Origin of the sequence: Streptomyces sp. NPDC094448 (assembly GCF_044763775.1) — a bacterium.
Lineage (GTDB): Bacteria > Actinomycetota > Actinomycetes > Streptomycetales > Streptomycetaceae > Streptomyces.
The window spans coordinates 211,910-234,187 of the sequence record NZ_JBIWGU010000005.1 but is presented as its reverse complement, the minus strand read 5'-3'; the positions used below and the strand labels follow the sequence as shown (position 1 = coordinate 234,187).

At 73.3% G+C, this 22,278-nt stretch carries 16 protein-coding genes; 9 read left to right on the top strand and 7 right to left on the bottom strand.

Annotation, left to right across the window (positions count from 1 at the left end):
- Window positions 1–52: 52 nt before the first annotated feature.
- Window positions 53–1,507 carry an NCS2 family permease gene (locus ACIQ9E_RS12020; RefSeq protein ID WP_403705794.1) on the bottom strand — a complete coding sequence of 485 codons (1,455 nt, stop codon included), beginning with the start codon at window positions 1,505–1,507 and terminating at the stop codon, window positions 53–55.
- A 286-nt stretch (window positions 1,508–1,793) separates the two neighbouring features.
- Between ACIQ9E_RS12020 and ACIQ9E_RS12015 the strand changes: the two genes are divergently transcribed.
- Both ACIQ9E_RS12015 and ACIQ9E_RS12010 read left to right on the top strand, forming a co-directional pair.
- The gene (locus ACIQ9E_RS12015; protein WP_403705791.1) at window positions 1,794–2,072 is read left to right on the top strand and encodes a DUF2530 domain-containing protein; all 279 of its coding nucleotides are present in this window, start codon (window positions 1,794–1,796) and stop codon (window positions 2,070–2,072) included.
- Between the two features lie 231 nt (window positions 2,073–2,303).
- Complete coding sequence (locus ACIQ9E_RS12010) at window positions 2,304–5,012, top strand: cation-translocating P-type ATPase (protein WP_403705788.1); 2,709 nt, start codon at window positions 2,304–2,306, stop codon at window positions 5,010–5,012.
- Between the two features lie 135 nt (window positions 5,013–5,147).
- Here the strand turns inward: ACIQ9E_RS12010 and ACIQ9E_RS12005 are convergent, their stop codons facing one another.
- The 3 genes from ACIQ9E_RS12005 to ACIQ9E_RS11995 all read right to left on the bottom strand — a co-directional run bounded on the left by ACIQ9E_RS12005 (window position 5,148) and on the right by ACIQ9E_RS11995 (window position 10,830).
- Window positions 5,148–5,936 (bottom strand): hypothetical protein, encoded by a 789-nt coding sequence (locus tag ACIQ9E_RS12005; RefSeq protein ID WP_403705785.1) that lies wholly within the window; start codon window positions 5,934–5,936, stop codon window positions 5,148–5,150.
- A gap of 302 nt (window positions 5,937–6,238) precedes the next feature.
- Complete coding sequence (locus ACIQ9E_RS12000; RefSeq protein WP_403705782.1) at window positions 6,239–9,457, bottom strand: sacsin N-terminal ATP-binding-like domain-containing protein; 3,219 nt, start codon at window positions 9,455–9,457, stop codon at window positions 6,239–6,241.
- A gap of 464 nt (window positions 9,458–9,921) precedes the next feature.
- Window positions 9,922–10,830 carry a DUF3027 domain-containing protein gene (locus ACIQ9E_RS11995; protein ID WP_403705779.1) on the bottom strand — a complete coding sequence of 303 codons (909 nt, stop codon included), beginning with the start codon at window positions 10,828–10,830 and terminating at the stop codon, window positions 9,922–9,924.
- A 306-nt stretch (window positions 10,831–11,136) separates the two neighbouring features.
- On the opposite strand from ACIQ9E_RS11995, the gene ACIQ9E_RS11990 reads away from it, so the two are divergent.
- The 4 genes from ACIQ9E_RS11990 (at window position 11,137) to ACIQ9E_RS11975 (ending at window position 14,671) form a co-directional block, all read left to right on the top strand.
- Window positions 11,137–12,513: an MFS transporter gene (locus ACIQ9E_RS11990; protein ID WP_403705776.1), complete on the top strand. Its 1,377-nt coding sequence runs from the start codon at window positions 11,137–11,139 to the stop codon at window positions 12,511–12,513.
- 81 nt (window positions 12,514–12,594) lie between these two features.
- Window positions 12,595–13,065: a DUF2771 family protein gene (locus tag ACIQ9E_RS11985; protein ID WP_130585092.1), complete on the top strand. Its 471-nt coding sequence runs from the start codon at window positions 12,595–12,597 to the stop codon at window positions 13,063–13,065.
- Window positions 13,066–13,113: 48 nt separating this feature from the next.
- Complete coding sequence (locus ACIQ9E_RS11980; protein ID WP_403705773.1) at window positions 13,114–13,806, top strand: futalosine hydrolase; 693 nt, start codon at window positions 13,114–13,116, stop codon at window positions 13,804–13,806.
- A gap of 1 nt (window position 13,807) precedes the next feature.
- Window positions 13,808–14,671, top strand: a complete 864-nt coding sequence (locus ACIQ9E_RS11975) for a 1,4-dihydroxy-6-naphthoate synthase (protein WP_403705770.1) — start codon at window positions 13,808–13,810, stop codon at window positions 14,669–14,671.
- A 233-nt stretch (window positions 14,672–14,904) separates the two neighbouring features.
- On the opposite strand, the gene ACIQ9E_RS11970 is transcribed toward ACIQ9E_RS11975, so the two are convergent.
- Window positions 14,905–15,288 (bottom strand): cold-shock protein, encoded by a 384-nt coding sequence (locus ACIQ9E_RS11970; protein WP_006348560.1) that lies wholly within the window; start codon window positions 15,286–15,288, stop codon window positions 14,905–14,907.
- Window positions 15,289–15,515: 227 nt separating this feature from the next.
- Here ACIQ9E_RS11970 and ACIQ9E_RS11965 point away from each other — a divergent pair, with 227 nt between their 5' ends.
- Window positions 15,516–15,755, top strand: a complete 240-nt coding sequence (locus ACIQ9E_RS11965) for a hypothetical protein (RefSeq protein WP_403705767.1) — start codon at window positions 15,516–15,518, stop codon at window positions 15,753–15,755.
- A gap of 96 nt (window positions 15,756–15,851) precedes the next feature.
- Here ACIQ9E_RS11965 and ACIQ9E_RS11960 read toward each other — a convergent pair whose 3' ends face one another.
- Window positions 15,852–16,523 carry an HAD family hydrolase gene (locus ACIQ9E_RS11960; RefSeq protein WP_403705764.1) on the bottom strand — a complete coding sequence of 224 codons (672 nt, stop codon included), beginning with the start codon at window positions 16,521–16,523 and terminating at the stop codon, window positions 15,852–15,854.
- Between the two features lie 60 nt (window positions 16,524–16,583).
- Window positions 16,584–17,624 carry a hypothetical protein gene (locus ACIQ9E_RS11955; protein ID WP_403705761.1) on the bottom strand — a complete coding sequence of 347 codons (1,041 nt, stop codon included), beginning with the start codon at window positions 17,622–17,624 and terminating at the stop codon, window positions 16,584–16,586.
- 114 nt (window positions 17,625–17,738) lie between these two features.
- Here ACIQ9E_RS11955 and ACIQ9E_RS11950 point away from each other — a divergent pair, with 114 nt between their 5' ends.
- Window positions 17,739–20,369 carry a helicase-associated domain-containing protein gene (locus ACIQ9E_RS11950; protein ID WP_403705758.1) on the top strand — a complete coding sequence of 877 codons (2,631 nt, stop codon included), beginning with the start codon at window positions 17,739–17,741 and terminating at the stop codon, window positions 20,367–20,369.
- 137 nt (window positions 20,370–20,506) lie between these two features.
- Window positions 20,507–22,153 (top strand): DNA repair helicase XPB, encoded by a 1,647-nt coding sequence (locus tag ACIQ9E_RS11945; protein ID WP_403705755.1) that lies wholly within the window; start codon window positions 20,507–20,509, stop codon window positions 22,151–22,153.
- The last annotated feature ends 125 nt before the right edge of the window (window positions 22,154–22,278 follow it).

Below are 22,278 nucleotides of genomic sequence, written 5' to 3'. Positions count from 1 at the left end.
AGGGCCGCCCCGGACGGTCCGGGCGACCCTGCCGTTCTGTTCGTGCTCGTCGCTACTTCGCCAGGCCCAGTGCCGGCATCGCGTAGTAGAAGACGAAGACCGCCGACACCACGTACATCGCGATCGGCACCTCACGGCCGCGGCCCGACGCCAGGCGCAGGACGCTGAAGGCGATGAAGCCGATGCCGATGCCGTTGGTGATGGAGTAGGTGAAGGGCATCATCACCATGGCCAGGAACGCGGGGACGGAGACCGTGAAGTCGCTCCAGTCGATGTCCCGGATGGAGCCCGCCAGGATCAGGAAGCCGACCGCGAGGAGGGCGGGGGTGGCCGCCTGGGAGGGGACCATCGTCGCCAGCGGGGTGAAGAACAGCGCCAGCGTGAACAGACCGCCGGTGACCACCGACGCCAGGCCCGTACGGGCGCCCTCGCCGACGCCCGCCGTGGACTCCACGAAACAGGTCGTGGCCGAGGACGACGTCGCGCCACCGGCGGCGACCGCGATGCCGTCGACGAACAGGACCTTGTTGATACCCGGCAGATTGCCGTCCTTGTCGAGGAGCTTGGCCTCGTCACCGACGCCGAGGATCGTGCCCATGGCGTCGAAGAAGCAGGACAGCAGCACCGTGAAGACGAACAGGGTGCCGGTGAGCAGTCCGACCTTCTCGAAACCGCCGAACAGGCTGACCTCCCCGACCAGGCCGAAGTCGGGGGTGGAGACCGGGCTGCCGGGCCACTTCGGGGTGGTCAGACCCCAGCTCGGGACCTTGGCCACCGCCTCGATGACCATGGCGACGATCGTCATCACGACGATGGAGATCAGGATCGCGCCCGGCACCTTGCGGATGATCAGCACCAGGGTCAGCAGCGCGCCGAGGACGAAGACCAGGACCGGCCAGCCGTCGAGGTGGCCGCCGGTGCCCAGGGTCAGCGGGACGGTCGTCATGGCGGCGTCCGGGATCCGGGAGACGAAGCCCGCGTCCACCAGGCCGATCAGCATGATGAACAGGCCGATACCGATCGCGATGCCCTTGCGCAGACTGCGCGGCACGGCGCTCATCACCCGTTCCCGCAGTCCGGTCGCGACCAGCAGCATCACCACGAAGCCGGCCAGGACGACCATGCCCATCGCGTCGGCCCACGACATCTTGGGCGCGAGCTGGAGCGCGACGACCGTGTTCACGCCGAGACCGGCGGCAAGCGCGATCGGGACATTGCCGATCACACCCATGAGAAGGGTGGAGAAGGCCGCGGTCAGCACGGTGGCGGTGACGAGCTGGCCGCCCTCGAGCTGATGGCCGTACATGTCCTTCGCGCTGCCCAGGATGATCGGGTTAAGCACGATGATGTAGGCCATCGCGAAGAAGGTGGCGAACCCTCCGCGGATCTCGCGGGGCACGGACGAACCGCGCTCGGAGATGCGGAAGTACCGGTCGAGGCCGCTGACGGGCCCCTTCGGCGGGGTGCCGGGGGTTCCGGGGGTGGCGGCGGGAGCCGAGGGGGTCATGCGGTCCTCAACAAGCGGAATCGGGGGAACCAGGGAACCAGGGCGAATCGGGGAATTCACTCCGGTGCGGATCTTCAGCCTGACTGCTTTTGGAGATTCATACGAAGAGAACCGGCCAGAAGCAAACCGTTTCAGTATGAACATATAAGGGCGATAGCGCTATCTCCGCGCGTAGACCGCGTGTGCCGCGAGGCGGCTCGGGGTTCCCGCGGGGGCGGCCACAGGGGCTGCTCGGGGCCGGGCGGGGCCGGGCAGGGCGTCCGGAGGGCGCACCTACACTGATCGCATGGCGAAGTGGACACCCAGGCACGAGGCACCGGAGCCCCTGGAGGGGCCCGTCGTCGCCACCATCACCGGCGGCACGATCATCTGGTTCGTCCTCTTCCTGGTGCAGATCCCCTTCTACAGCTGGTTCGCCGACCGCGATCTGATGTGGTGGGTCTGGACCTGCCTGGCCGGTGGCGGGCTCGGGCTGATCGGCATCTGGTACGTCCGCAGGCGCGATGCCGCACTGAAGCGGGCGGCGGCGGACGCGCAGGACGAGGCTCCGCGCGAAGACGCGTAGCCGCGGGGGCGGGGGCTTCGGGGTCCGTGTGTCCGAGCGGCCCGGCGGCTCCCGGCGGCTCCCGGCGGCTCCCGGCGGCTCCCGGCGGCTCCCGGCAAGCGGACGCCGTAGCCGTCCGGACGGTGCCGTAGAGGCTGTGGGGCGAAGGTTCCGCCGACGGGCGCGACACCCGCGAACGGGGTTATCCACAGCGGGAGGCGGGCCCGCGCCCACGGCCGTACCGTACGAACCATGACCCAGTCGGCGAGGATCGAACCGGACGAGCACGGACCCGACCACGACCACGACCACGGCCCCAGCCGCCCCAGCCGCCCCAGCGGCAGAGACGGCACAGGCGACCGGCGGCCCGCCGACCACCCGGCCATCGACGCCGGATCCGAACTCGACCCCGTGCATCCCGTGCGGCCACCCGCACCCGCGCCCGCCGCCGGGCTCAGCTCCGCTCAGGTCGCGGAGCGCATCGCGCGCGGCGAGGTCAACGACGTCCCGGTCCGGTCCTCCCGCTCCACCGCCGACATCATCCGGGGCAATGTCTTCACCCGGTTCAACGCGATCATCGGTGTGCTCTGGGCGATCATGCTGATCGTCGCGCCCATCCAGGACAGCCTCTTCGGCTTCGTCATCATCGCCAACACCGGCATCGGCATCATCCAGGAGCTGCGGGCCAAGAAGACACTCGACGGGCTCGCCGTGATCGGAGAAGCGAAGCCGACCGTACGCCGCGACGGCAAACCGGCCGAGATCTCCACCTCCGAGATCGTCCTCGGGGACCTCGTCGAACTCGGCCCCGGGGACAAGGTCGTCGTGGACGGCAAGGTCGTCGAGGCCGACAGCCTGGAGATCGACGAGTCGCTGCTCACCGGCGAGGCCGACCCCGTGCTCAAACGCCCCGGCGACCCCGTGATGTCCGGGAGCTTCGTGGTCGCGGGCGGCGGCGCGTTCACCGCGACCAAGGTGGGCCGGGAGGCGTACGCCGCTCAGCTCGCCGAGGAGGCGTCCCGCTTCACCCTGGTCCACTCCGAGCTGCGCAGCGGCATCAGCACCATCCTCAAGTACGTCACCTGGATGATGGTCCCCACCGCGATCGGGCTGATCATCAGCCAGCTCGTCGTCAAGAACGCCGATCTCAAGGACTCCATCGCCCGGACCGTCGGCGGCATCGTGCCGATGATCCCCGAGGGGCTGGTGCTGCTGACCTCCGTCGCCTTCGCCATCGGGGTCATCCGGCTGGGCCGCAAACAGTGCCTGGTGCAGGAGCTGCCCGCCATCGAGGGCCTCGCCCGGGTCGACGTCGTCTGCCTCGACAAGACGGGCACACTGACGGAGGGCGGTATGGACGTCGCGGAGGTACGCCCGCTGGGCGGAGCGGACCCCGCTTACGTGGCCCGGGTGCTGGGCGCGATCGGCACGGCCGACCCCCGGCCCAACGCCTCCCAGAAGGCCATCGCGGAGGCGTACCCGGATGCTCCGGGGTGGCGGATCCTCGACGCGCTGCCCTTCTCCTCGGCACGCAAGTACAGCGGAGCGCGGTTCGCGGAAGGGCCGGTAGGCGCGGAAGGCGCAGAAGGGCCGGGTGGACCGGACGGGTCCGGTGGGTCCGGTGGACCGGACGGGTCCGGTGGGTCCGGTGGACCGGACGGGTCCGGCGGGCCGGGTTCCGAGGGGCCGAGCGGACCGGGAGGCTTGAGCGGACCGGGCGGTCCGGGGGGCGCGGACGGTCCGGGAAGCTCGGGGGGCGCGGACGGTTCCGCCTGGCTGCTGGGTGCGCCCGATGTGCTCCTCACCCCCGGTGACCCCGTCCTCGGCGAGATCGACCAGCTCAACGAGCAGGGGCTGCGGGTGCTGCTGCTCGCCCGTGCCGGCTCCCTGGAGGACCCGGCGGGAGCCCGCGCCACCGCGCTCGTCGTCCTCGAACAGCGGCTCCGGCCCGATGCTTCCGACACCCTCGCCTACTTCGCCGACCAGGACGTCACGGCCAAGGTGATCTCCGGCGACAACGCGGTCTCCGTCGGCGCGGTCGCCGCCAAACTGGGCCTGCCCGGCGCCGAGCACACGGTGGACGCCCGCACCCTGCCGACCGAGCGCAACGCCATGGCCGAGGCGCTGGAGTCGGGCGCCGTCTTCGGCCGGGTCAGCCCGCAGCAGAAGCGCGATATGGTCGGCGCCCTCCAGTCCCGGGGGCATACGGTCGCCATGACCGGCGACGGAGTCAACGACGTCCTCGCCCTCAAGGACGCGGACATCGGCGTCTCCATGGGATCCGGCTCCGAGGCGACCCGCGCGGTCGCCCAGATCGTGCTGCTGAACAACAGCTTCTCGACCCTGCCGTCGGTGGTCGCCGAGGGCCGCCGCGTCATCGGCAACATCACCCGCGTCGCGACCCTCTTCCTCACCAAAACGGTCTACTCGGTGCTGCTGGCGATCCTGGTCGTCATCAGCCAGGTGGAGTACCCCTTCCTCCCCCGCCATCTCACCCTGCTCGCCACCCTCACCATCGGCGTTCCCGCCTTCTTCCTGGCCCTGGCGCCCAACAAGGAGCGGGCGCAGCCGCACTTCGTCCGGCGCGTGATGCGGTACGCGATCCCCTCCGGGATCATCGCGGCGGCAGCCACCTTCACCACCTACCTCCTGGCCCGCTCCTACTACAGCGGTACGGACGCGCTGGACGCGGAGACCAGCGCGGCAACGCTCACGCTGTTCCTCGTCGCGCTCTGGGTGCTGGCGATCGTCGCCCGCCCGTACACCTGGTGGCGGATCGCGCTGGTCGCCACGATGGGGCTGGGGTTCCTGATCGTGCTGGTGGTGCCGTGGCTACAGGAGTTCTTCGCGCTGAGGCTGGTGGGAACGGCCATGCCGTGGACGGCGGTGGGCATCGCGGCCGCCGCGGGGCTGCTGCTGGAGGTGGCCTGGCGGGTGGTGGACCGCAGAGTGCCGGCGTAGGGCCGGGGCCCGGGGGCGGCTTCTGTTGCGGGCCGGGCGGACCGGGGCGGGGGCCGGGCCGGGGTGGGGCGGTGCGGGCCGGGGAGCCGGGGCGGGCCCGCGTCCAGCGGTCGGGCGCGGGCCCGGTCCCCGCGGCTACGCCTCCCCGACCCACCCGCCCCGCAGCAGGGGCAGATCGTCGCCCCACGCGTCGAACACCGGCCCGTGGCCCCAGGCCCGGGCATGCGGTTCGACTCCGGTGACCAGCCGCCGTATCGCCGCCGGACCCTGCGGGCCCAGCACCTCGCCCAGCAGCGGCAGCAGCCGCTCCGCCGACCACTCCGGGCGGCTGAGCGGATGGTGCCGCAGCTCCCAGGCCAGGTATTTGTTGTAGGGCCGCACCCGGTTATGGGCCGCGAAAACATAGCTGAGGAAGTACGGCACGGCCTCGGCCGCGTCCAGCCCGGCCGCCAGCGGCTGGCCGTCCCGGTCCCCTTTCAGGGAGCGGTAGGCACTGCTGAGGAAGGCGTCGAGCTGCTCCGGCGCGAGGGCGGTGCTCTCGTCCGGTCCGAGGGTCCCCTTCGCGGCGACGAGATCACCGATCAGCCCGTCGGCCGTGTCCATCTCGACCCTGGCATGCGCGAACGCGTACCGGTTCCACTCGGTCCCGGAGCCCGGCAGCGCATGCACCCGGAACTCCGCCAGCGGCAGCACCATCACATTGATCAGAACGTCCGGCCGGATCAGCGCGGCGGGCAGCGTGTCGCTTCGCGCGGCATCCTCGACCACGAGATACACGTCATAGCCCGAGTGCGCGGTCGCCAACTCCTCCCGGGTCCGCGACCCGGTGAGAACGAGCCCGAGCACCCGGCGGTCCCTGCGGACCCTGTTGAGCAGCGCGGCGTACTCCTCGGCAGCCGCGGCGGCTGAGGCGAGAGCGGTCACCCGGCCACCCCATCACGCCGGAGCGCGGGTTCCAACCCACCGTCACCCACCAAACACACGTGCGCGTGGCTCGGGGGGTTTCCCGGGGGTTCCCGTCTCCCCTATGGCCCGAGGCCGCCGGGCCCCGGGCCCCGGGGGAGGAGCCGTTGCCCGCAGGGTGCGGGCAGCTCCCTGAAAGGCCCTGCGCAGACCAAGGGCGAAGGGGCCGTGAGGGGGCGCGAGGAACTGCGCGACCAGCCACCCACGGCCTGCGGCCGGACACGCAACCGAAGCCACCAACGGCGCGCCCCGCCCCCGCCCCCTCAAGCGGGAGGCGCCGCTCCGTCGAACCAGCGGTCGCGGGCCAGTTCCTCCGTGCGGGACGAGTCCTCCAGCAGCGCCGCAACCTCGAAGCGGCGCGGCCACTGGCCCGCCGCCCACGCCAGGCCCGCCGCCACGCCCTCCAGTGTCGCCGCGTGGATCACCCCGTCCGGCGTACGCCGCCAGTCCAGTTCCACACCGCCCGCGACCAGCTCCTCGTGCTCGACGTACGTCCGCGGTGTCGCCGGGCCCAGCAGCACCCGTACCGCCTCCGGTACGTCGTGCTCCTCGCCTTCCGTCGTCACCTCGGCGGACAGCGTCTCGCTGAGCCGCCGTACCTGGAACAGTTCCGCCAGCTCCGCGGCGCGCTCCGGGCGCACCGGGAGCAGCGGCAGTCCGCCGGTCAGCGGGATCAGGTCCGGTACGTCCGCGACGACCGCGTCCGCCGCGTCCACGACCCGCACCTCGCCGTCGACGACCGCCCGCAGCTCGTCCGGGAGCGTCACCTGCTCGGGGTCCAGATCGGCCAGCGCGGAGTACAGGCCGTGGAGCTGTGCCGCGCGCACCGGGAGGTCCGGGTCGGCCAGCCGGCCCAGGAGTTCCGCGCCACCGCCGGGCTCGTCGACGAGGGCCGCGACCGAGGTCCGTACCCCGAGGGCGCGCAGCACCTGCGCATCGTCGAAGCCGGTCGCGTCGACCGCCTCGTACAGCCCGGCCAGCAGGGGGTCGCCGCCCGCGGCGCGCAGTCCCGCCGGGCGCCGGCCGTCGAGCACCGGATGGTCGCGGAGCCACCAGGCGGTGTAGGGCCGTACGGTCTCGGTCGTCCCGTCGGGCAGCAGTACCCGGACCGGCTGGGTGAGCGCGTCCCGCAGCGGCGGCCGGGCGAGCAGCGCCAGGGCCTGCGGCCAGCAGTCGTCGTCGACCAGGTCCAGATCGCGTACGGCCACGATCTCGGTGGCCACCGGCGGGACCGGGGTCTCCGGCAGCCGGTCGAGGACGTCCTCGCACCAGACGTCGACGGCGTCCAGCAAACCGGCGTCGTCCGGTTCGGCCCAGTCCCCGTCGCGGGGCTCCAGTTCGTCCGGGTCGAGGACCACGTCCGTGGCCCGTACCAGGGTGAAGTTCGCCAGCACCCCGCAGGCGGCGAGGGGCTGCTCGCCCCACCGGTCGGCGAGTTCGGTGTCGACGCAGGCGAGCGCGTCCTCCCGCATCACGGCCGCGAAGGGGCTGCCGGGGAGCACCAGCTCGCCCGCGGGGGCGGTCTCGCCGTCCTCGTCGGGCAGGGCGAGGGCGCCCAGCCAGGGTTCGTCGCCGGGCTCCAGCTCCGCGTCCCGGACGAGTGCGAGGACGGTGTCGGCGAGTTCGTCGGCGTCGAGGGCGTCCGCCGCGTTGTCGTCCCAGATCTCGCCCGCTTCCAGGGAGCCCGCGACGGCGGCCCGTACCTGCGGGGTGGTCAGTACGGCGCGCGGGGAGGCGGGCAGTGCGCCGAGCTTCTCCAGCAGCGGGTGCGCGGCGTCCGCGTGGGCGACCTTGAGCCCGAGACGGGCGAGGCGGTCCCGGGTGTCGGGGGCGGCGTCCGGGAGGGGGAGGAGCACCTGCCGGGGTCCGATGACGGTACGCCCGTCGGAGAGCGGCACCGGAAGACCCGTCAGCCGGTCGGGGTCGACGCCCGCGAGGCTGTCGTACAGCCGCCACCACCAGCCCGGCTCCCGCTCCAGTCCCGCGAGCCGGTCGATGGCCTCCGTCAGCGGCACCCGGGCCACACCGACGGTCCGCAGCTCCACCCGCCGTTCGAGTCCAGCGGGCAGCAGGGTGGGCAGGACGTCGGACAGTACGCGTACGGTGTCGGCGCCCGCGCCCTCCAGCACCTCGGCCTCCACGGGCCGCAGCGCACCCGGCCGGTCGGTCTCCGGCAGCCCCGTCTCCTCGCCCTCCGGCGCTTCCGGGCGCGGCGCGGCGGGCTCCAGGAACGCGGTACGCGGCAGCAGCTTCAGGATCTCCGCCCGCAGCGAACCGTCCAGCTCGCCCTTGCCGAGCGGGCCGGGCACCAGGTCGATCGTGCCCGTGGACACCGGCTCCCAGGTGCCGAGCAGTTCGGCGTACGCCTGCGCGGCCCGCTCGACGAGGAAGTCCGTCAGCGGTCCGGGCGCGGGGTGGCGGCGGGCGGTGTCCAGCGGCAGGGAGGCGATGAGCAGTGCGGGTACGCCGAGGGGCTCGTCCGTCGGCGTCGGCGCGTGCACCACGGGTTCGGTCGCCGGGCGTACGGGGGCGCCGTCGCCGTCCACCGGTACGGCCCAGGTCACCGACCAGTAGGGGCGCAGCCGCTCCTCGACCGGACGGTCTTTCAGGAGTGCGGGGTCGGTGGCGCCGTGGTGGCTGACGGTCCGCCAGCGGCGGGTGCCGTGTCCGGAGTCCCCGGAGCCACCTGAATGATCCGTGTCCTCGATGCGGACGTACGGCCCGTCGGCGGCGCGGGTCAGGGTCCGTACCCCGTCCGGGGTGTCGATCACGATCTCGGCGAGGCCGGTGAGGGTGAGGAGGAGGGCGTCGTCGACGGTACGGAGGAGCTGCCCGACGAGGTCGGCGGCCGCGCCGTCGCGGAGCGGGAGGACGACGACGGTGTCGTAGCCGTCGGGTGCGGTGCCCTCGGCGGGCAGCGGCAGCCGGAGCGTCGGTACGTGACCGTCGCGGCGCTTCAGCTCTTCGGCGAGGGCGGTATTCCGGTCCGCCGTCTCCTCCGCGAGCGCCCGGGCCTCCGCGAGGGACCAGCGGACACCGCCGTGCCGCCCGAGGACGGCGGGCTCGTCGCTGACCGCGAGCACCGCGGCGAACCCGACGCCGAACCGTCCGACGGTGCCGCTGTCGTGGGCCTCGTCCCGTTTGGCGGAGGCGCGGAGGGTGCTGAGGGATTCGACTCCGGCGGCGTCCAGGGGGGCGCCCGTGTTGGCCGCGGCGAGCGTGTTCTCGCGGAGTGTCAGCCGGAGCCGGCCGGGGGTGCGGGCGCGGGCCGCGGCGTCGGCGGCGTTCTGCGCCAGCTCGACGACGAGGCGGTCGCGGTAGCCGCCGAGGACGAGGTCCTCCTCCGCGTTGGCGTCCTCCCGGAACCGCGCGGGCACGGCGGCCCAGGCGTCGAGGACTCCGCGCCGCAGACGTGCGGTGCCGAAGGGGTCGGGGGTGCCGGGCGCCGCTTCGCTCACGCTGCTCACGGTGTGACTCCGCATCTGTCGTCGGTGCGCCGAAGGTACCGTGGCGCCTCCCGCGCCGGGCCTCGGGCCCCGGGGTCCCGGGGTCCCGGGGTCCCGGGGTCCCGGGGTCCCGTTTCCCGCGCCGGGCCCCGGGCCCCGGGGCGGGGGCGGGATGCGCCGTTGGTGGCTTCGGTAGCGTGTCCGGCCGCGGCCGGCGAGTGGCTTGTCGCGCAGTTCCCCGCGCCCCTTCATGGTGTCCCCGCCCCTGCTTGGTACATCCCCTCCGGTGGTCGAGTCCCGTCACTCCGTGGGGTAGGCGCGGGGTAACCCGGCCCGACCACCGGAGGGGCGGCAGCCCCAAGAAGGGGCGCTGGGGGTCCCCCCATTGCCGAAGGCATAGGGGGCGGAACTGCGCGAAGCCACCCACCGGGCCGCGGCCGGACATGCAGCACAAGCCACCAACGGCGCGCCCCGCCCCCGAGGCCCCACAGCGGGAGGCGTTAGGCGTGGCCCAGGTCCGCGTCCTCCGGCGCCGGCTCCTCGTCGCGCAGCGAGAACACGTCCGGTGCGACGGAGTCCAGCACCGGCGGCGCCGGCTGCGGAGGCTTCGGCATGACCGCGGCCTCGGAGTGGCCCCCGCAGCCGTACGACAGGGACACGACGCGCCCGTCCGCCGGGGAGAACTCGTTCGCGCAGATCCCGAACGCCTGGGACAGGGAGCCCGTGATCGGCACCAGGAACCCGCAGGAGACACAGGACGCGGGGGCCGCCTGGGCCATCGGGGTCTTCGCGCCGAAGGACTCGTCCCAGCGGTCGGCCGCGGTGTGGAGCCCGTAGCGCGACAGGACCCGGGCCCGCCGCATGCCCAGCTCCTCCGCGAGGGAGGCGATCGCGCCGCGCCCGTTGGGGAAGGTGTCGGCGGGGCGCCGGTCGGTCAGCTCGGCGTCCTCGTCCTCGACGCGTTCGGCGAGGTCGGGGGAGGTCCCGGCGAGGACGGAGTTCGGCGGCGGGGCGTCCTCACCGGAGTAGCCGGGCTCCAGCCGCAGATCGTCGGCTTCGGTGGGCAGCAGATCGCCGGGGCCGAGGTCGCCGGGGCGCAGCCGTTCGCTCCAGGGCACCCATTCGGGTGCCAGCAGGGCGTCGGGTCCGGGCAGCAGCACGCTCTCGTCGAGGGTGACGACCTTCGCGCGGGAGGCGCGGGCGACCGTCACGGCCCAGCGCCAGCCCCGGTAGCCGGGCTCCTTGCATTCGAAGAAGTGCGTGACGACCCGGTCCCCGTCGGCGACGAGGGACACGTGCTCGCCCACTACCCCTGGGGCAGCGGTCTCTTCGGCGGCCGCCCTGGCAAGTTCCACCGCCTCGGCGCACAGACGGTCGGGGGTACGGCTTCTCGTCGTCGCAGCACTCACAGGTCTCGTTCTCTCCTACGCCGTCTCACGGGGTGCGCCGGCCGTTGCGCAGGGCGGACACGAGCAGCGGGCGGAGCGGACCAGGGGGCCGCATCGACGTCCGCGCCCGGACCGGTCCGTCACGGGCACACCTCCCGCCATCCATTCTGCGGGATGCCGAAGAGGCGCGCGGCCGAGAACATTCGCCGGTGGCGCGCTACGCACGCTACCTCTTCCGCCGCCGCCCGCCCACCTGCGCGCCCCAACCGGGAGCTAACAACCGCGCATCACCCGCCGTCGGCGACCGCCTTCAGGCAGTATGGCGTGGTGGCCGCAGCCAGTTCGTCGGAGGACGGTTCCGCAGCGCGCAGGGCATTCGGGTCGCTCGGCCGGGCGTGCCGCGCGGTGGCGCGTGCGCTGCATCTGCCGTTCACGGGTACGGCGCGGTCGATCCGCCGGGCGACCCATGCGAACGGGGCGGGCGAGTCGGGCCTCGGCAGGCTGATCGAACTGCACGCGGTCAACGGCGCGGGCGATGTGATGATCACGGTGGCGCTGGCGTCGACGGTGTTCTTCTCGGTGCCGACGGACGAGGCGCGCGGCCGGGTGACGCTCTATCTGGCGATCACTCTGGCGCCGTTCGCGCTGCTGGCGCCGGTGATCGGTCCGCTGCTGGACCGGATTCCGCACGGCCGCCGGGCGGCGATGGCGACGGCGATGCTGACGCGTGCGGTGCTGGCGGTGTCGATGTCGGCGGCGGTGGTGACGGGCTCGCTGGAGCTGTATCCGGCGGCGCTGGGGGTGCTGGTGGCGTCCAAGGCGTACGGGGTGGTCCGCAGCGCGGTCGTACCGCGGCTGCTGCCGTCCGGGTTCTCGCTGGTGAAGGCGAATTCCCGGGTGACGCTCGCCGGGCTCCTCGCGACCGGGATCGCGGCGCCGATCGGGGCGGGGCTGCACCGGATCGGTCCGGCGTGGACGCTGTACGGGGCGTGTGCGCTGTTCCTGCTGGGGACGTTCTGGGCGCTGAGGCTGCCGCCCAAGGTGGACTCCGCGAAGGGTGAGACGAATGTTCGGGTGCTGACCCACGGCGGGAAGCGGCCGAGTCTGCGGTCGGTCGGCCCGGCGGTGATCCACGGCCTCCAGGCGAATGCGTCGCTGCGCTGTCTCTCCGGGTTCCTGATCTTCTTCCTGGCGTTTCTGCTGCGGGAGCATCCGCTGGCGGGCCAGAGCGCGGCGGTTTCGCTGGCGACAGTGGGGATCGCCGCGGGCGTGGGCAATGCGGCGGGTACGGCGGTGGGCGCATGGCTGAAAGCCCGCGGCCCTGAGGTGATCATCGCGACGGTGCTGGGTCTGGTGATCACCGCGGCGGTGCTGGCGGCGGTGTTCTTCGGCGCGGGCGTGGTCGCGGTCCTCGGCGCCACGGCGGGCTTCTGCCAGGCGCTGGCGAAGCTGTCCCTGGACGCGCTGATCCAGCGGGACGTCCCGGAGTCGGTACGGACGTCGGCCTTCGCCCGTTCGGAGACGCTGCTCCAGATGGCGTGGGTGGTCGGTGGCGCGATCGGGATCGTGCTGCCGCTGAACGGGGTGCTGGGGATGGCGGTGGCGGCGGCGATTGTGACGACGGGTGCGACGGCGTCGGTCCGCGGCCTCCTGGCGGCGTCCCGCCGCGGCCCCCATCCGGGCAGCCGCCCGCGCGTGGCCTGAGGGCTGTCCCGAGAAGGCCCGCGACCCGCCCCGGAGGGGGCCCCGCGTGGACGGGAAGGCGGGGACAGATAGCCTTCGGGCATGACCGTTGCGTTCTTGTCCGGGACCCGCCGCCGGGCCACCGCCGCCGTCGCCATCGTCGGCGCCGGGCTCCTGACCCTCTCCGCCTGCGAAAAGCCGACCCCGGTCGCGACCCTGACGATCGGGTCGGAGTCGGTCAACACGGAGGCAGCCTGCTACAACGACGGCAAGCCGCTGGCCAAGGACGTCTACGACGCGTGCATGAAGGAGACCGGTAAGACCCTTGAGGTCGATCCGGATCTGCCGCTGCGCATCGGCGTGGACCCGGCGATCGCCGAGAACGGCTGGGTGCTCGGTGTCGAGGGCTCGCTGTCCAACGAGGCGGAGGAGTCCAAGAAGACGTACCAGTCCGTCAACAGCCGGGCCTTCTTCCCGCCGGGCGGCCAGGACAAGCTGCGTCTCCAGATCGTCGAGGTGAAGGACCAGCAGCCCGTCGGCGTCTGGCAGTTCCAGCTGAAGAAGCAGGGCTGAGGCCGGGGCGCCGCGCGGTGACGGCGGCCGGAACCGGAGGCCGGTGAGGTGCGGGTACTGGTCGTGACCGCGGTCGCGCCGGAGGCGGAGGCCGTCGGCGCGGCGGACAGCGGTGCGGAGGTGCTGGTCGGCGGGGTGGGCCCGGCCGCGGTCGCCGCGCGTACGGCCGTGGCGCTGGCCGCCGGGCCGGACCGGCGCGGCCCGTACGACCTGGTGGTCTCCGCGGGCATCGGCGGCGGTTTCGCCCCGTACGCCCCCATCGGCTCCCTTGTCGTCGCGGAGACGATCGTCGCCGCCGATCTGGGTGCCGGGCTGCCCGACGGCGGCTGGCTGGCCGTCGACGAGCTGGGTTTCGGCCGGGCCGGGCACCGCCCGCCGCCGGAGCTGGCGCAGGCCGCCGCGGAGCTGACGGGCGCGCTGTACGCGCCGGTGCTGACGGTGTCCACGGTGACCGGTTCCGCCGTCCGGACCGCGGAGCTGACCGGACGTCATCCGCGGGCGGGCGCCGAGGCGATGGAGGGCTTCGGGGTCGCCGAGGCCGCGGAGCTGCACGGGCTGCCGGTGCTGGAGATCCGCGCGATCTCGAACGTGGTGGGTCCGCGGGACCGGGACGCCTGGCGGATCAGAGACGCGCTGACGGCGCTGACGGAGGGTTTCCGCAGGCTGCGCCCTCTCTTCGAGCGGCCCGAGCCGCAGCGGCCCGTACCGCGGCCGGCCCTGTCGCCGTCGAAGGAGACCTGAGATGGACATCGCGTACTCCCCCTGCCCGAACGACACTTTCGTCTTCGACGCCTGGGCGCACGGCCGGGTCCCGGGCGCGCCGCCGCTGGATGTCACCTTCGCGGATATCGACATCACCAACGGTATGGCGGAACGCGGCGAGGGCACGGTCCTGAAGGTGTCGTACGCGGTGCTGCCATGGGTGCTGGACGAGTACGCGCTGCTGCCCTGCGGCGGGGCCCTGGGCCGGGGCTGCGGGCCTCTGGTGCTCACCCGCGACACCGCGGGCGGCGGTACGGCGAAGCCGGAGGAGTTGGCGGGGCGCACGGTCGCGGTGCCGTCGGAGCGGTCGACGGCGTATCTGCTGTTCCGGCTCTGGGCGGCGGACCGGGTGCCGGGCGGAGTGGGCGAGGTCGTGGTGCTGCCGTTCCACGAGATCATGCCCGCGGTCCGGGACGGTGCGGTGGACGCGGGTCTGGTGATCCACGAGGCGCGGTTCACCTACCAGGACTACGGGCTGGTGAAGCTGGCCGATATGGGCGAACACTGGGAGGAGACGACCGGGCTGCCGATCCCGCTGGGCGCGATCGTCGCCAAACGGTCGCTGGGCGCGGAGACGCTGGGGCGGCTCGCGGATGCGGCGCGGGCGTCGGTACGGATGGCCTGGGACGATCCGGAGGCGTCCCGCCCCTATGTCCGGGAGCACGCCCAGGAGATGGATCCGTCGGTCGCGGACCGGCATATCGGGCTTTATGTCAACGAGTTCACGGCCGATCTGGGGCCGGACGGCTATGCGGCGGTACGCGGGCTGCTGACCCGCGCGGCGGCGGAGGGGCTCGTACCGCCGATCGCGCCGGGTGCGCTGGACTTCCCCGCGGCCGGGTAGCCGTACGGCCGCACGGCAGGGCCGCCCCGCAGCCGTACGAGTCCGTACGGTCGGCAGCCCGGCAGCCCCGGCACGGCCCGGAGACCGGGGCGCACGGAGGCGTACGGGCGCGAAAAGGCCGAGAGGCTCTGTCACCGCCTCTCGGCCCTGTGCGCCGGGCTCATCCGAACGGGCGAGCGCCCTGCGCCGTACGGCCGCGTGCACCGGGAAGGCCGGGACGCGCCCCGCGCGGCTCAGACGTCGAGCTGGTCCGCCACCGCCCGCAGCATGCCCGCGATCTTGGCGCCGTGCGCCTTCTCCGGGTAGCGGCCGCGCTCCAGCTGCTGGGTGACGTTCTCCAGGAGGGTGGTCAGGTCCTGGACGATCGACGCCAGCTCGTCGGGCTTGCGGCGCTGGGCGGCGGCCACCGAGGGCGTGGGGTCGAGGATCACGACGGAAAGCGCCTGGTCACCGCGTTGACCTGCGACGACGCCGAATTCCACCCGCTGGCCCGGCTTGAGCACATCGACACCGTCGGGCAGCACTGACGAGTGAACGAAGACGTCGCCGCCGTCGTCGCGGGAGAGAAAGCCGAAGCCCTTCTCGCTGTTGAACCATTTGACCTTGCCGGTAGGCACGTCTGTCCTCGTCCTTGTACTCGTCGGGGCGATTCATCGGGCGCTCATGCGCCGGAGAAACTCAGAAACGTCAGAAAGTTCAGAAGATTAACGAAATCAGTGAAAACGGTCCGGATAGCAGTGCGGGCGGGTCCTCCGACCCGCACCACACCCAAGGCTAATGGTCCAGGGGCTGGTGACAAGACGTTGCCGAACGGTTCGTCCCCGAAGGGAACTACCCTGGCCGGATGACTGCTACTCCTTCCGCGCCGGGCGACGGACTGGTCCGGGCCGGCGCGATCGTCTTCGTCGTCGGCGCGGTCGCCACTCTCATCACGTTCGCTCCGCTGTTCCTGGGGACGGATCCGTTTCCGCCGATCGCCTATGCGGTGTGCATGCTGATGGGCGTCGGATTCATGATCTCGGGCGCCGGGGTGCTGCGTTCGATCGCGGCCCAGCGGCGGACGGCCAAAGCCGTGACGCAGTGATGCGGTGAGGCGGTGACGGAAGCCGTGCCGGTGCCCAAGGCATGACGACAGGACGGCGGGAGGGCGTGACGAGGCGATAGCGGCGCCGGAGCGGCGCTATCCGCCCGCGGTCAGGGACGGCGTGGTCCGGCGCAGCCAGGCGGGGAATTCCGTGAGGTCGTCGAGGACCACGTCGGCTCCGGCGGCCCGCAGTTCGGCGGCGTCGCAGGGGCCGGTGGGCACGCTCACGGCCAGCGCCCCGGCGGTGTGCGCTCCCCGGACATCACCGGTGTGATCACCGACGTACACCCCGGCGCCGTACTCCCGCAGCGCCTCCGCCTTTCCTTCGGCCCACAGCCAGCCGATCACCGCGTCCGGGGTGATGCCGAGCCGGTCGAGGTGGAGCCTGGCGTTGGGCTCGTGCTTGGCGGTGACGACGATCGCCCGGCCGCCGCACTCCTGGACGGCGCGCACCGCTTCACGGGCGCCGGGCAGGGCCCGGGTGGGGCCGATCGCGTACTCCGGATAGATCTCGCGGTAGCGGTCGCCCATGGCCTGAATCCGATCATCGGGAAACCAGTGCGCCAGCTCCTGCTCCAGGGGCGGTCCGAGCCGGGTGACGGCGAGATCGGCGTCGATCCACACCCCGGTCTCCTCGGCGAGCCTGCGGTACGTCGCACGGATCCCGGCCCGTGAGTCGATCAGCGTCATATCGAGATCGAATCCGACGGTGAAGGCGGGCTGAGGGGCCACCGGGTCGTTCCCGGGCTCGGCTGCGGGCGCGTTCATGGCCCCATTCTGCCCATGATTGCCCCGTACACGCTTCTCTGTGCGCACAGGTGGCCCCCCTCACACCTGCCGCGCCCGCCAGATCAGATACAGCGCGGACGCCACCGCCGCGCCCCGCAGCACCCAGGGGCCCGTCTCCAGGAAGGCGTCGCGCATCGCCTCGTCCGGGAGGGGGGTGCCCCAGCGGCCCGTGGAGCGGCCCCACAGCCAGGTGCAGCCCGCCGCCACCGCCGCGCCGGGGAGGACGAAGACCGCGACCTTGGTATGGGACGGGCCGAGTTTGCGGGAGGCGTAGGCGATCAGCCAGCCCGCCGCGAACGCGATCCAGGTGCCGAAGACGGCGCCGCCGATCAGCAGCAGGGCGGCCAGCAGCAGGAGCGGGCTGCCGAGACCGGCCGCGACGGCCGTGGCGGCCGCCTTCTCCGGGTCCTTCGCGCGGCGGGCGAGCAGCCGCGGCAGCAGACCGGGCGGCGGGGCGGACTCCTCCCCCGGCTCCTCGTCGGCGTCCTTTCCGGCCCCGGGTTCGTCCTCGTCGTCGCGCGGCGGATGCAGTATTTCGGGGACCTCGACGCCGCCGGTGAATCCGCCGACCCGCTCCCCCGCCCCGTACGGCCGCGGCTGCACGGTCCACCAGTCGCCGTCGCCGCCGATACCGTCGAGGTCGGGGCCCGAACCCCGGGACGAGCCCAGTTCGTCGAGGCCCGCGAGGTGCGGCGGCAGGCCCGGCGGGGACGCGGGCGGCGGGGGGACCGCCGGGGCCGCGCGGTCCTTGCGGGGGCGCGGGATCAGCTTCCTGACCCGTGGCGCGGGGAGCGGCAGCCGGTCCGGAGCCGCGGATTCCAGCGGTACGGGGCGGGGGGCGGCGGGCTCCGGCGACCCGCCCGCCTTCTCGACGAGTTCATCGGGTGTGCCCAGCCGGCCCAGGATCCGCCGAACGGACGCGGGGCTGTCCGACGGCGCCTTGGCCCGCTCCCGTTCGATCCGCCCGCGCACCGAAGCCACCAGCTCCATCCGCTCCCCGGAGGAGAGTTGGCGCTGCTGGGCGAGGTCGCCGACCCGGCTCAGATAGTCGTAGACGAGCTGTTCGCTCTCGATCCCCACGGACGGATTCCCCTCGCACGCTCCCCGGACCCGGACCGCTCCGGACGGCCCCGGTTCCGATCCCGGCAACGACGGTAGCGCGGCGGGGGGACGTCAGCGACTACCGTGGGGCGGATGGGGACGAAGCCCGAGGAACCGCGCGGCGCGCACCAGGACGGACCGAGCGGCACCGAGCCTCAGGGCGCGGGCCGGGAGGAACGGGCGCGCGGCGTGCCGCGCACGCTCGCCGAGGCGTTGCGCGCCGGGGGTGACGAGGAGCTGGCCGCCCTGCTCCGGGCCCGCCCCGATCTGCTGAATCCGGTACCGGGTGATCTCACCCAGCTCGCCACCCGTGCGGGCACCCGGGCCTCCGTCGTCAGGGCCCTGGAGCGGCTGGACCGGTTCGCCCTCCAGACCGCCGAGGCCCTGGCGGTGGCGCCCGATCCGGCGCCGTACGACACCCTGCTCACCCTGCTGACCGGCGACAACGGTGGTGACGACAGCGGTGGGAACGTCGTCGCCGCCGCGCTGCCGGGCGCGGTCGCCGCACTGCGGACCCGGGCCCTGGTGTGGGGCGGGGACGACCGGCTGCGGCTGGTGCGTACCGCGCGCGAACTGCTGGCGCCCTCCCCCGCCCGGCCCTCCCCGACCGGTCTGGGCCCGACCGTCGCGGAGGCCACGGCCGGTATGTCCCCGGGCCGGATCCAGGAGATCGTCGCGGCGGTGGGCCTGCCGTCGACGCACGATCCGGTGTCCGCCGTGGCATCGCTGACCGCCCTGTTCACCGATCGCGACCGGATGGCCGCCCTGCTGGACACGGCACCGCCGGAGGCCTCGGCGGTGCTGGACCGGCTGGTGTGGGGGCCGCCGTACGGGGAGGTCACCGCCGACCCGGCACCACCGGTCCGCTGGCTGCGGGACCGCGGGCTGCTGCTCCCCGCCTCACCGCGCACGGTCGTCCTGCCGCGCGAGGCGGCCCTGCATCTGCGGGCGGGCCGGACCCATCGCGTACCCGAGCCGCAGCCGCCGCGGCTGGAGGCCGCCGCTTCGGTGCTCGCCGCCCGTCCACAGGTTGTGGACGGCGCCGCGGCGGCGCAGGCGCTGACCGCGCTGTCGACCGTCGAGGACCTGCTCCTGGACTGGCACGAGGGCGGCCCGCCGGTGCTGCGCGCGGGCGGTCTGGCCGTACGCGATCTGAAGCGCGCTGCGGTCGCGCTGGACACGGACGAGCCGACGGCCGCGTTCTGGCTGGAGCTGGCGTACGCGGCGGGCCTGCTGGCCGCGGACGGCGAGGCGGACGAGGCGTACGCCCCGACACCCGCGTACGACTCCTGGCTGGAGCTGCCCGCCGCCGAACGCTGGGCCCGGCTCGCGGACGCCTGGCTGACCGCGACCCGGACCGCCGGGCTCGTCGGTTCCCTCGATGCCAAGGGCCGGGCGCTCTCCGCCCTGGGCCCCGGACTCGACCGGTCCGCGGCGCCGGAGGTACGCCGCCGGGTCCTCGCGCTCATGGGCGAACTGCCGCCCGCGACCGCACCCACCCCGGAGAGCCTGCTGGCCCGCCTGCACTGGGAACGCCCGCTGCGGGGGCCCGATGGCGCTTCGTACGGCGCCACCCCGGCGACGGGGTCGTACGGTGCCGCCGCGGCGGGCGGTACGTCCGGGACCCTGGCGACCGATCTGCGGAGCCGGCTCGCCGTCTGGGCCCTCACCGAGGCCGAATCCCTGGGCATCACCGGCCGCGGGGCGCTCTCCGCCCACGGCCGCGTCCTCCTCGGCACGGATACCGCCGCCGCGACGGACCGGACCGGCCGGCTGCGGGCCGCCGCCGACGCCCTCGCGCCGATGCTGCCCGTACCACTCGACCACGTACTCCTCCAGGCCGATCTGACCGCCGTCGCCCCCGGCCCCCTCCAGCGGGAACTCGCCGAAACCCTCGCCGTCCTCGCCGACGTCGAATCGAAGGGCGGGGCGACCGTGTACCGCTTCACCCCCGGATCGGTCCGGCGGGCCCTGGACGCCGGACGGACCGCGGCCGAACTCCACTCCTTCCTCGCCCTGCACTCCCGCACCCCGGTGCCGCAGCCGCTGAGCTATCTCGTCGACGACGTCGCCCGCCGCCACGGGCATCTGCGGGTCGGCGGAGCCTCCTCGTACCTCCGCTGCGACGACGAGGCACTCCTCGACGAGATCACGGCCGACCGCCGGTCGGAAGGGCTCAGGCTCCGCCGGATCGCCCCGACCGTGGTGTCGTCCCTCGCCGATCCGTCGACGCTGCTCGCCGGGCTGCGGTCGATGGGCTACGCCCCGGCCGCCGAATCCGCCGAGGGCGATGTGCTGATCGCCCGCGCCCACGCCCGCCGGACCCCGCCCCGCACTCCCCCGGCCCCGCAGCCCGAAGGCCCGCCGTCGCCGGACGCGACCCTGCTGGGCGCGGCGGTACGGGCGATCCGGGCGGGCGATCTGGCCGCGACGGTCGCCACGAAGCCCGTCCCGGCCGCGGAAGGCACCCGCACTCCGGCCGCCCCCGGCGCCCTCCCGCGCACCACGGCCGCCGAAACCCTGGCCACGGTCCAGGCCGCCGTGATGACCGGCTCCGCCGTGTGGATCGGCTATGTCAACGCGGAGGGCACGGCCAGCCAGCGGGTGATCGCCCCGGTCCGGGTCGAGGGCGGCTTCGTCACCGCCTACGACCACACCGCCGACGAGGTCCGCACCTACCCCCTGCACCGGATCACGGGCGTCGCGGAACTGGCGGACGACTGAGCGGCCGGGCCCGTCCCCGCTCGGGGACGGGCCCGGCCCGCCCGCTGAGCCCCCTCGCCGCCCGCCGATACGGCAGACTGGAAGTTTGGCTGCCCGGATCCGGGGAGCAGCCGTCTGCCGGAAGGGATGCACGCCAGGTGAACGGGCCGCTGATCGTACAAAGCGATAAAACTCTCCTGCTGGAGGTCGACCACGAGCGGGCCGACGCCTGCCGTCGTGCCATCGCGCCCTTCGCCGAGCTGGAGCGGGCGCCCGAGCACATCCACACGTACCGGATCACCCCGCTCGGGCTGTGGAACGCCCGCGCCGCCGGGCACGATGCCGAGCAGGTGGTGGACGCCCTCGTCGAGTACAGCCGGTATCCGGTGCCGCACGCGCTGCTGGTGGACGTGGCCGAGACCATGGCCCGCTACGGGCGGCTGACCCTCAGCAAGCACCCCGTGCACGGGCTGGTGCTCACCAGCACCGACCGGCCGGTGCTGGAGGAGATCCTGCGGTCGAAGAAGGTGCAGCCGCTGGTGGGCGCGCGGATCGACGCGGACACGGTGGCCGTGCACCCCTCCGAGCGGGGCCAGATCAAACAGACCCTGCTGAAGCTGGGCTGGCCGGCCGAGGACCTCGCCGGGTACGTGGACGGCGAGGCGCACCCGATCGACCTCGACGAGTCGGGCTGGGCGCTGCGGCCGTACCAGAAGCAGGCGGTCGAAGGCTTCTGGCACGGCGGGTCGGGCGTCGTGGTGCTGCCGTGCGGTGCGGGCAAGACGCTCGTCGGCGCCGGGGCGATGGCCCGCGCCAAGGCGACCACGCTGATCCTGGTCACCAACACGGTCTCCGCCCGGCAGTGGAAGCACGAGCTGGTGAAGCGGACGTCCCTGACCGAGGACGAGATCGGCGAGTACAGCGGGACGAAGAAGGAGATCCGTCCGGTCACCATCGCCACCTACCAGGTGCTGACGACCAAGCGGAAGGGCATCTACCCGCATCTGGAGCTGTTCGACTCCCGGGACTGGGGGCTGATCCTCTACGACGAGGTGCATCTGCTGCCCGCCCCCGTCTTCAAGTTCACCGCCGATCTCCAGGCCCGGCGGCGGCTCGGGCTGACCGCGACGCTGGTCCGGGAGGACGGCCGGGAGTCGGACGTCTTCTCGCTGATCGGGCCGAAGCGGTTCGACGCCCCCTGGAAGGAGATCGAAGCGCAGGGCTATATCGCCCCGGCGGACTGTGTGGAGGTACGGGTCAATCTGACCGACTCGGAACGGCTCGCCTACGCCACCGCCGAGACCGAGGAGAAGTACCGCTTCTGCGCCACCACCGCGACCAAGCGGAAGGTGACGGAGGCGCTGGTGGCCAAGCACCGCGGGGAACAGACCCTGGTCATCGGGCAGTACATCGACCAGCTCGACGAGCTGGGCGAGCATCTGGACGCGCCCGTCATCAAGGGCGAGACGTCGAACGCCCAGCGCGAGAAGCTCTTCGAGGCCTTCCGGCAGGGCGAGATCTCGGTACTGGTGGTGTCGAAGGTGGCGAACTTCTCCATCGACCTGCCGGAGGCGACCGTCGCCATCCAGGTATCGGGCACCTTCGGCTCCCGTCAGGAGGAGGCCCAGCGGCTGGGGCGGGTGCTGCGGCCCAAGGCGGACGGCCACGAGGCCCGCTTCTACTCGGTCGTCGCCCGCGACACGATCGACCAGGACTTCGCCGCGCACCGGCAGCGGTTCCTGGCCGAGCAGGGGTACGCGTACCGGATCGTGGACGCGGACGAGTTGCTGAGCGGCGAGCGGTAGGCCGTACGGCGCGGTGCGATACGTACCAGGGGCGGTGCGGAACCGCCGCGGTGCGGGCCCGGTTCCGGTGCAGGGCCGTGCGAGAGGTGCGAGAGGCGCCGGTGCGATGGGCGCCGGGTGCCGGG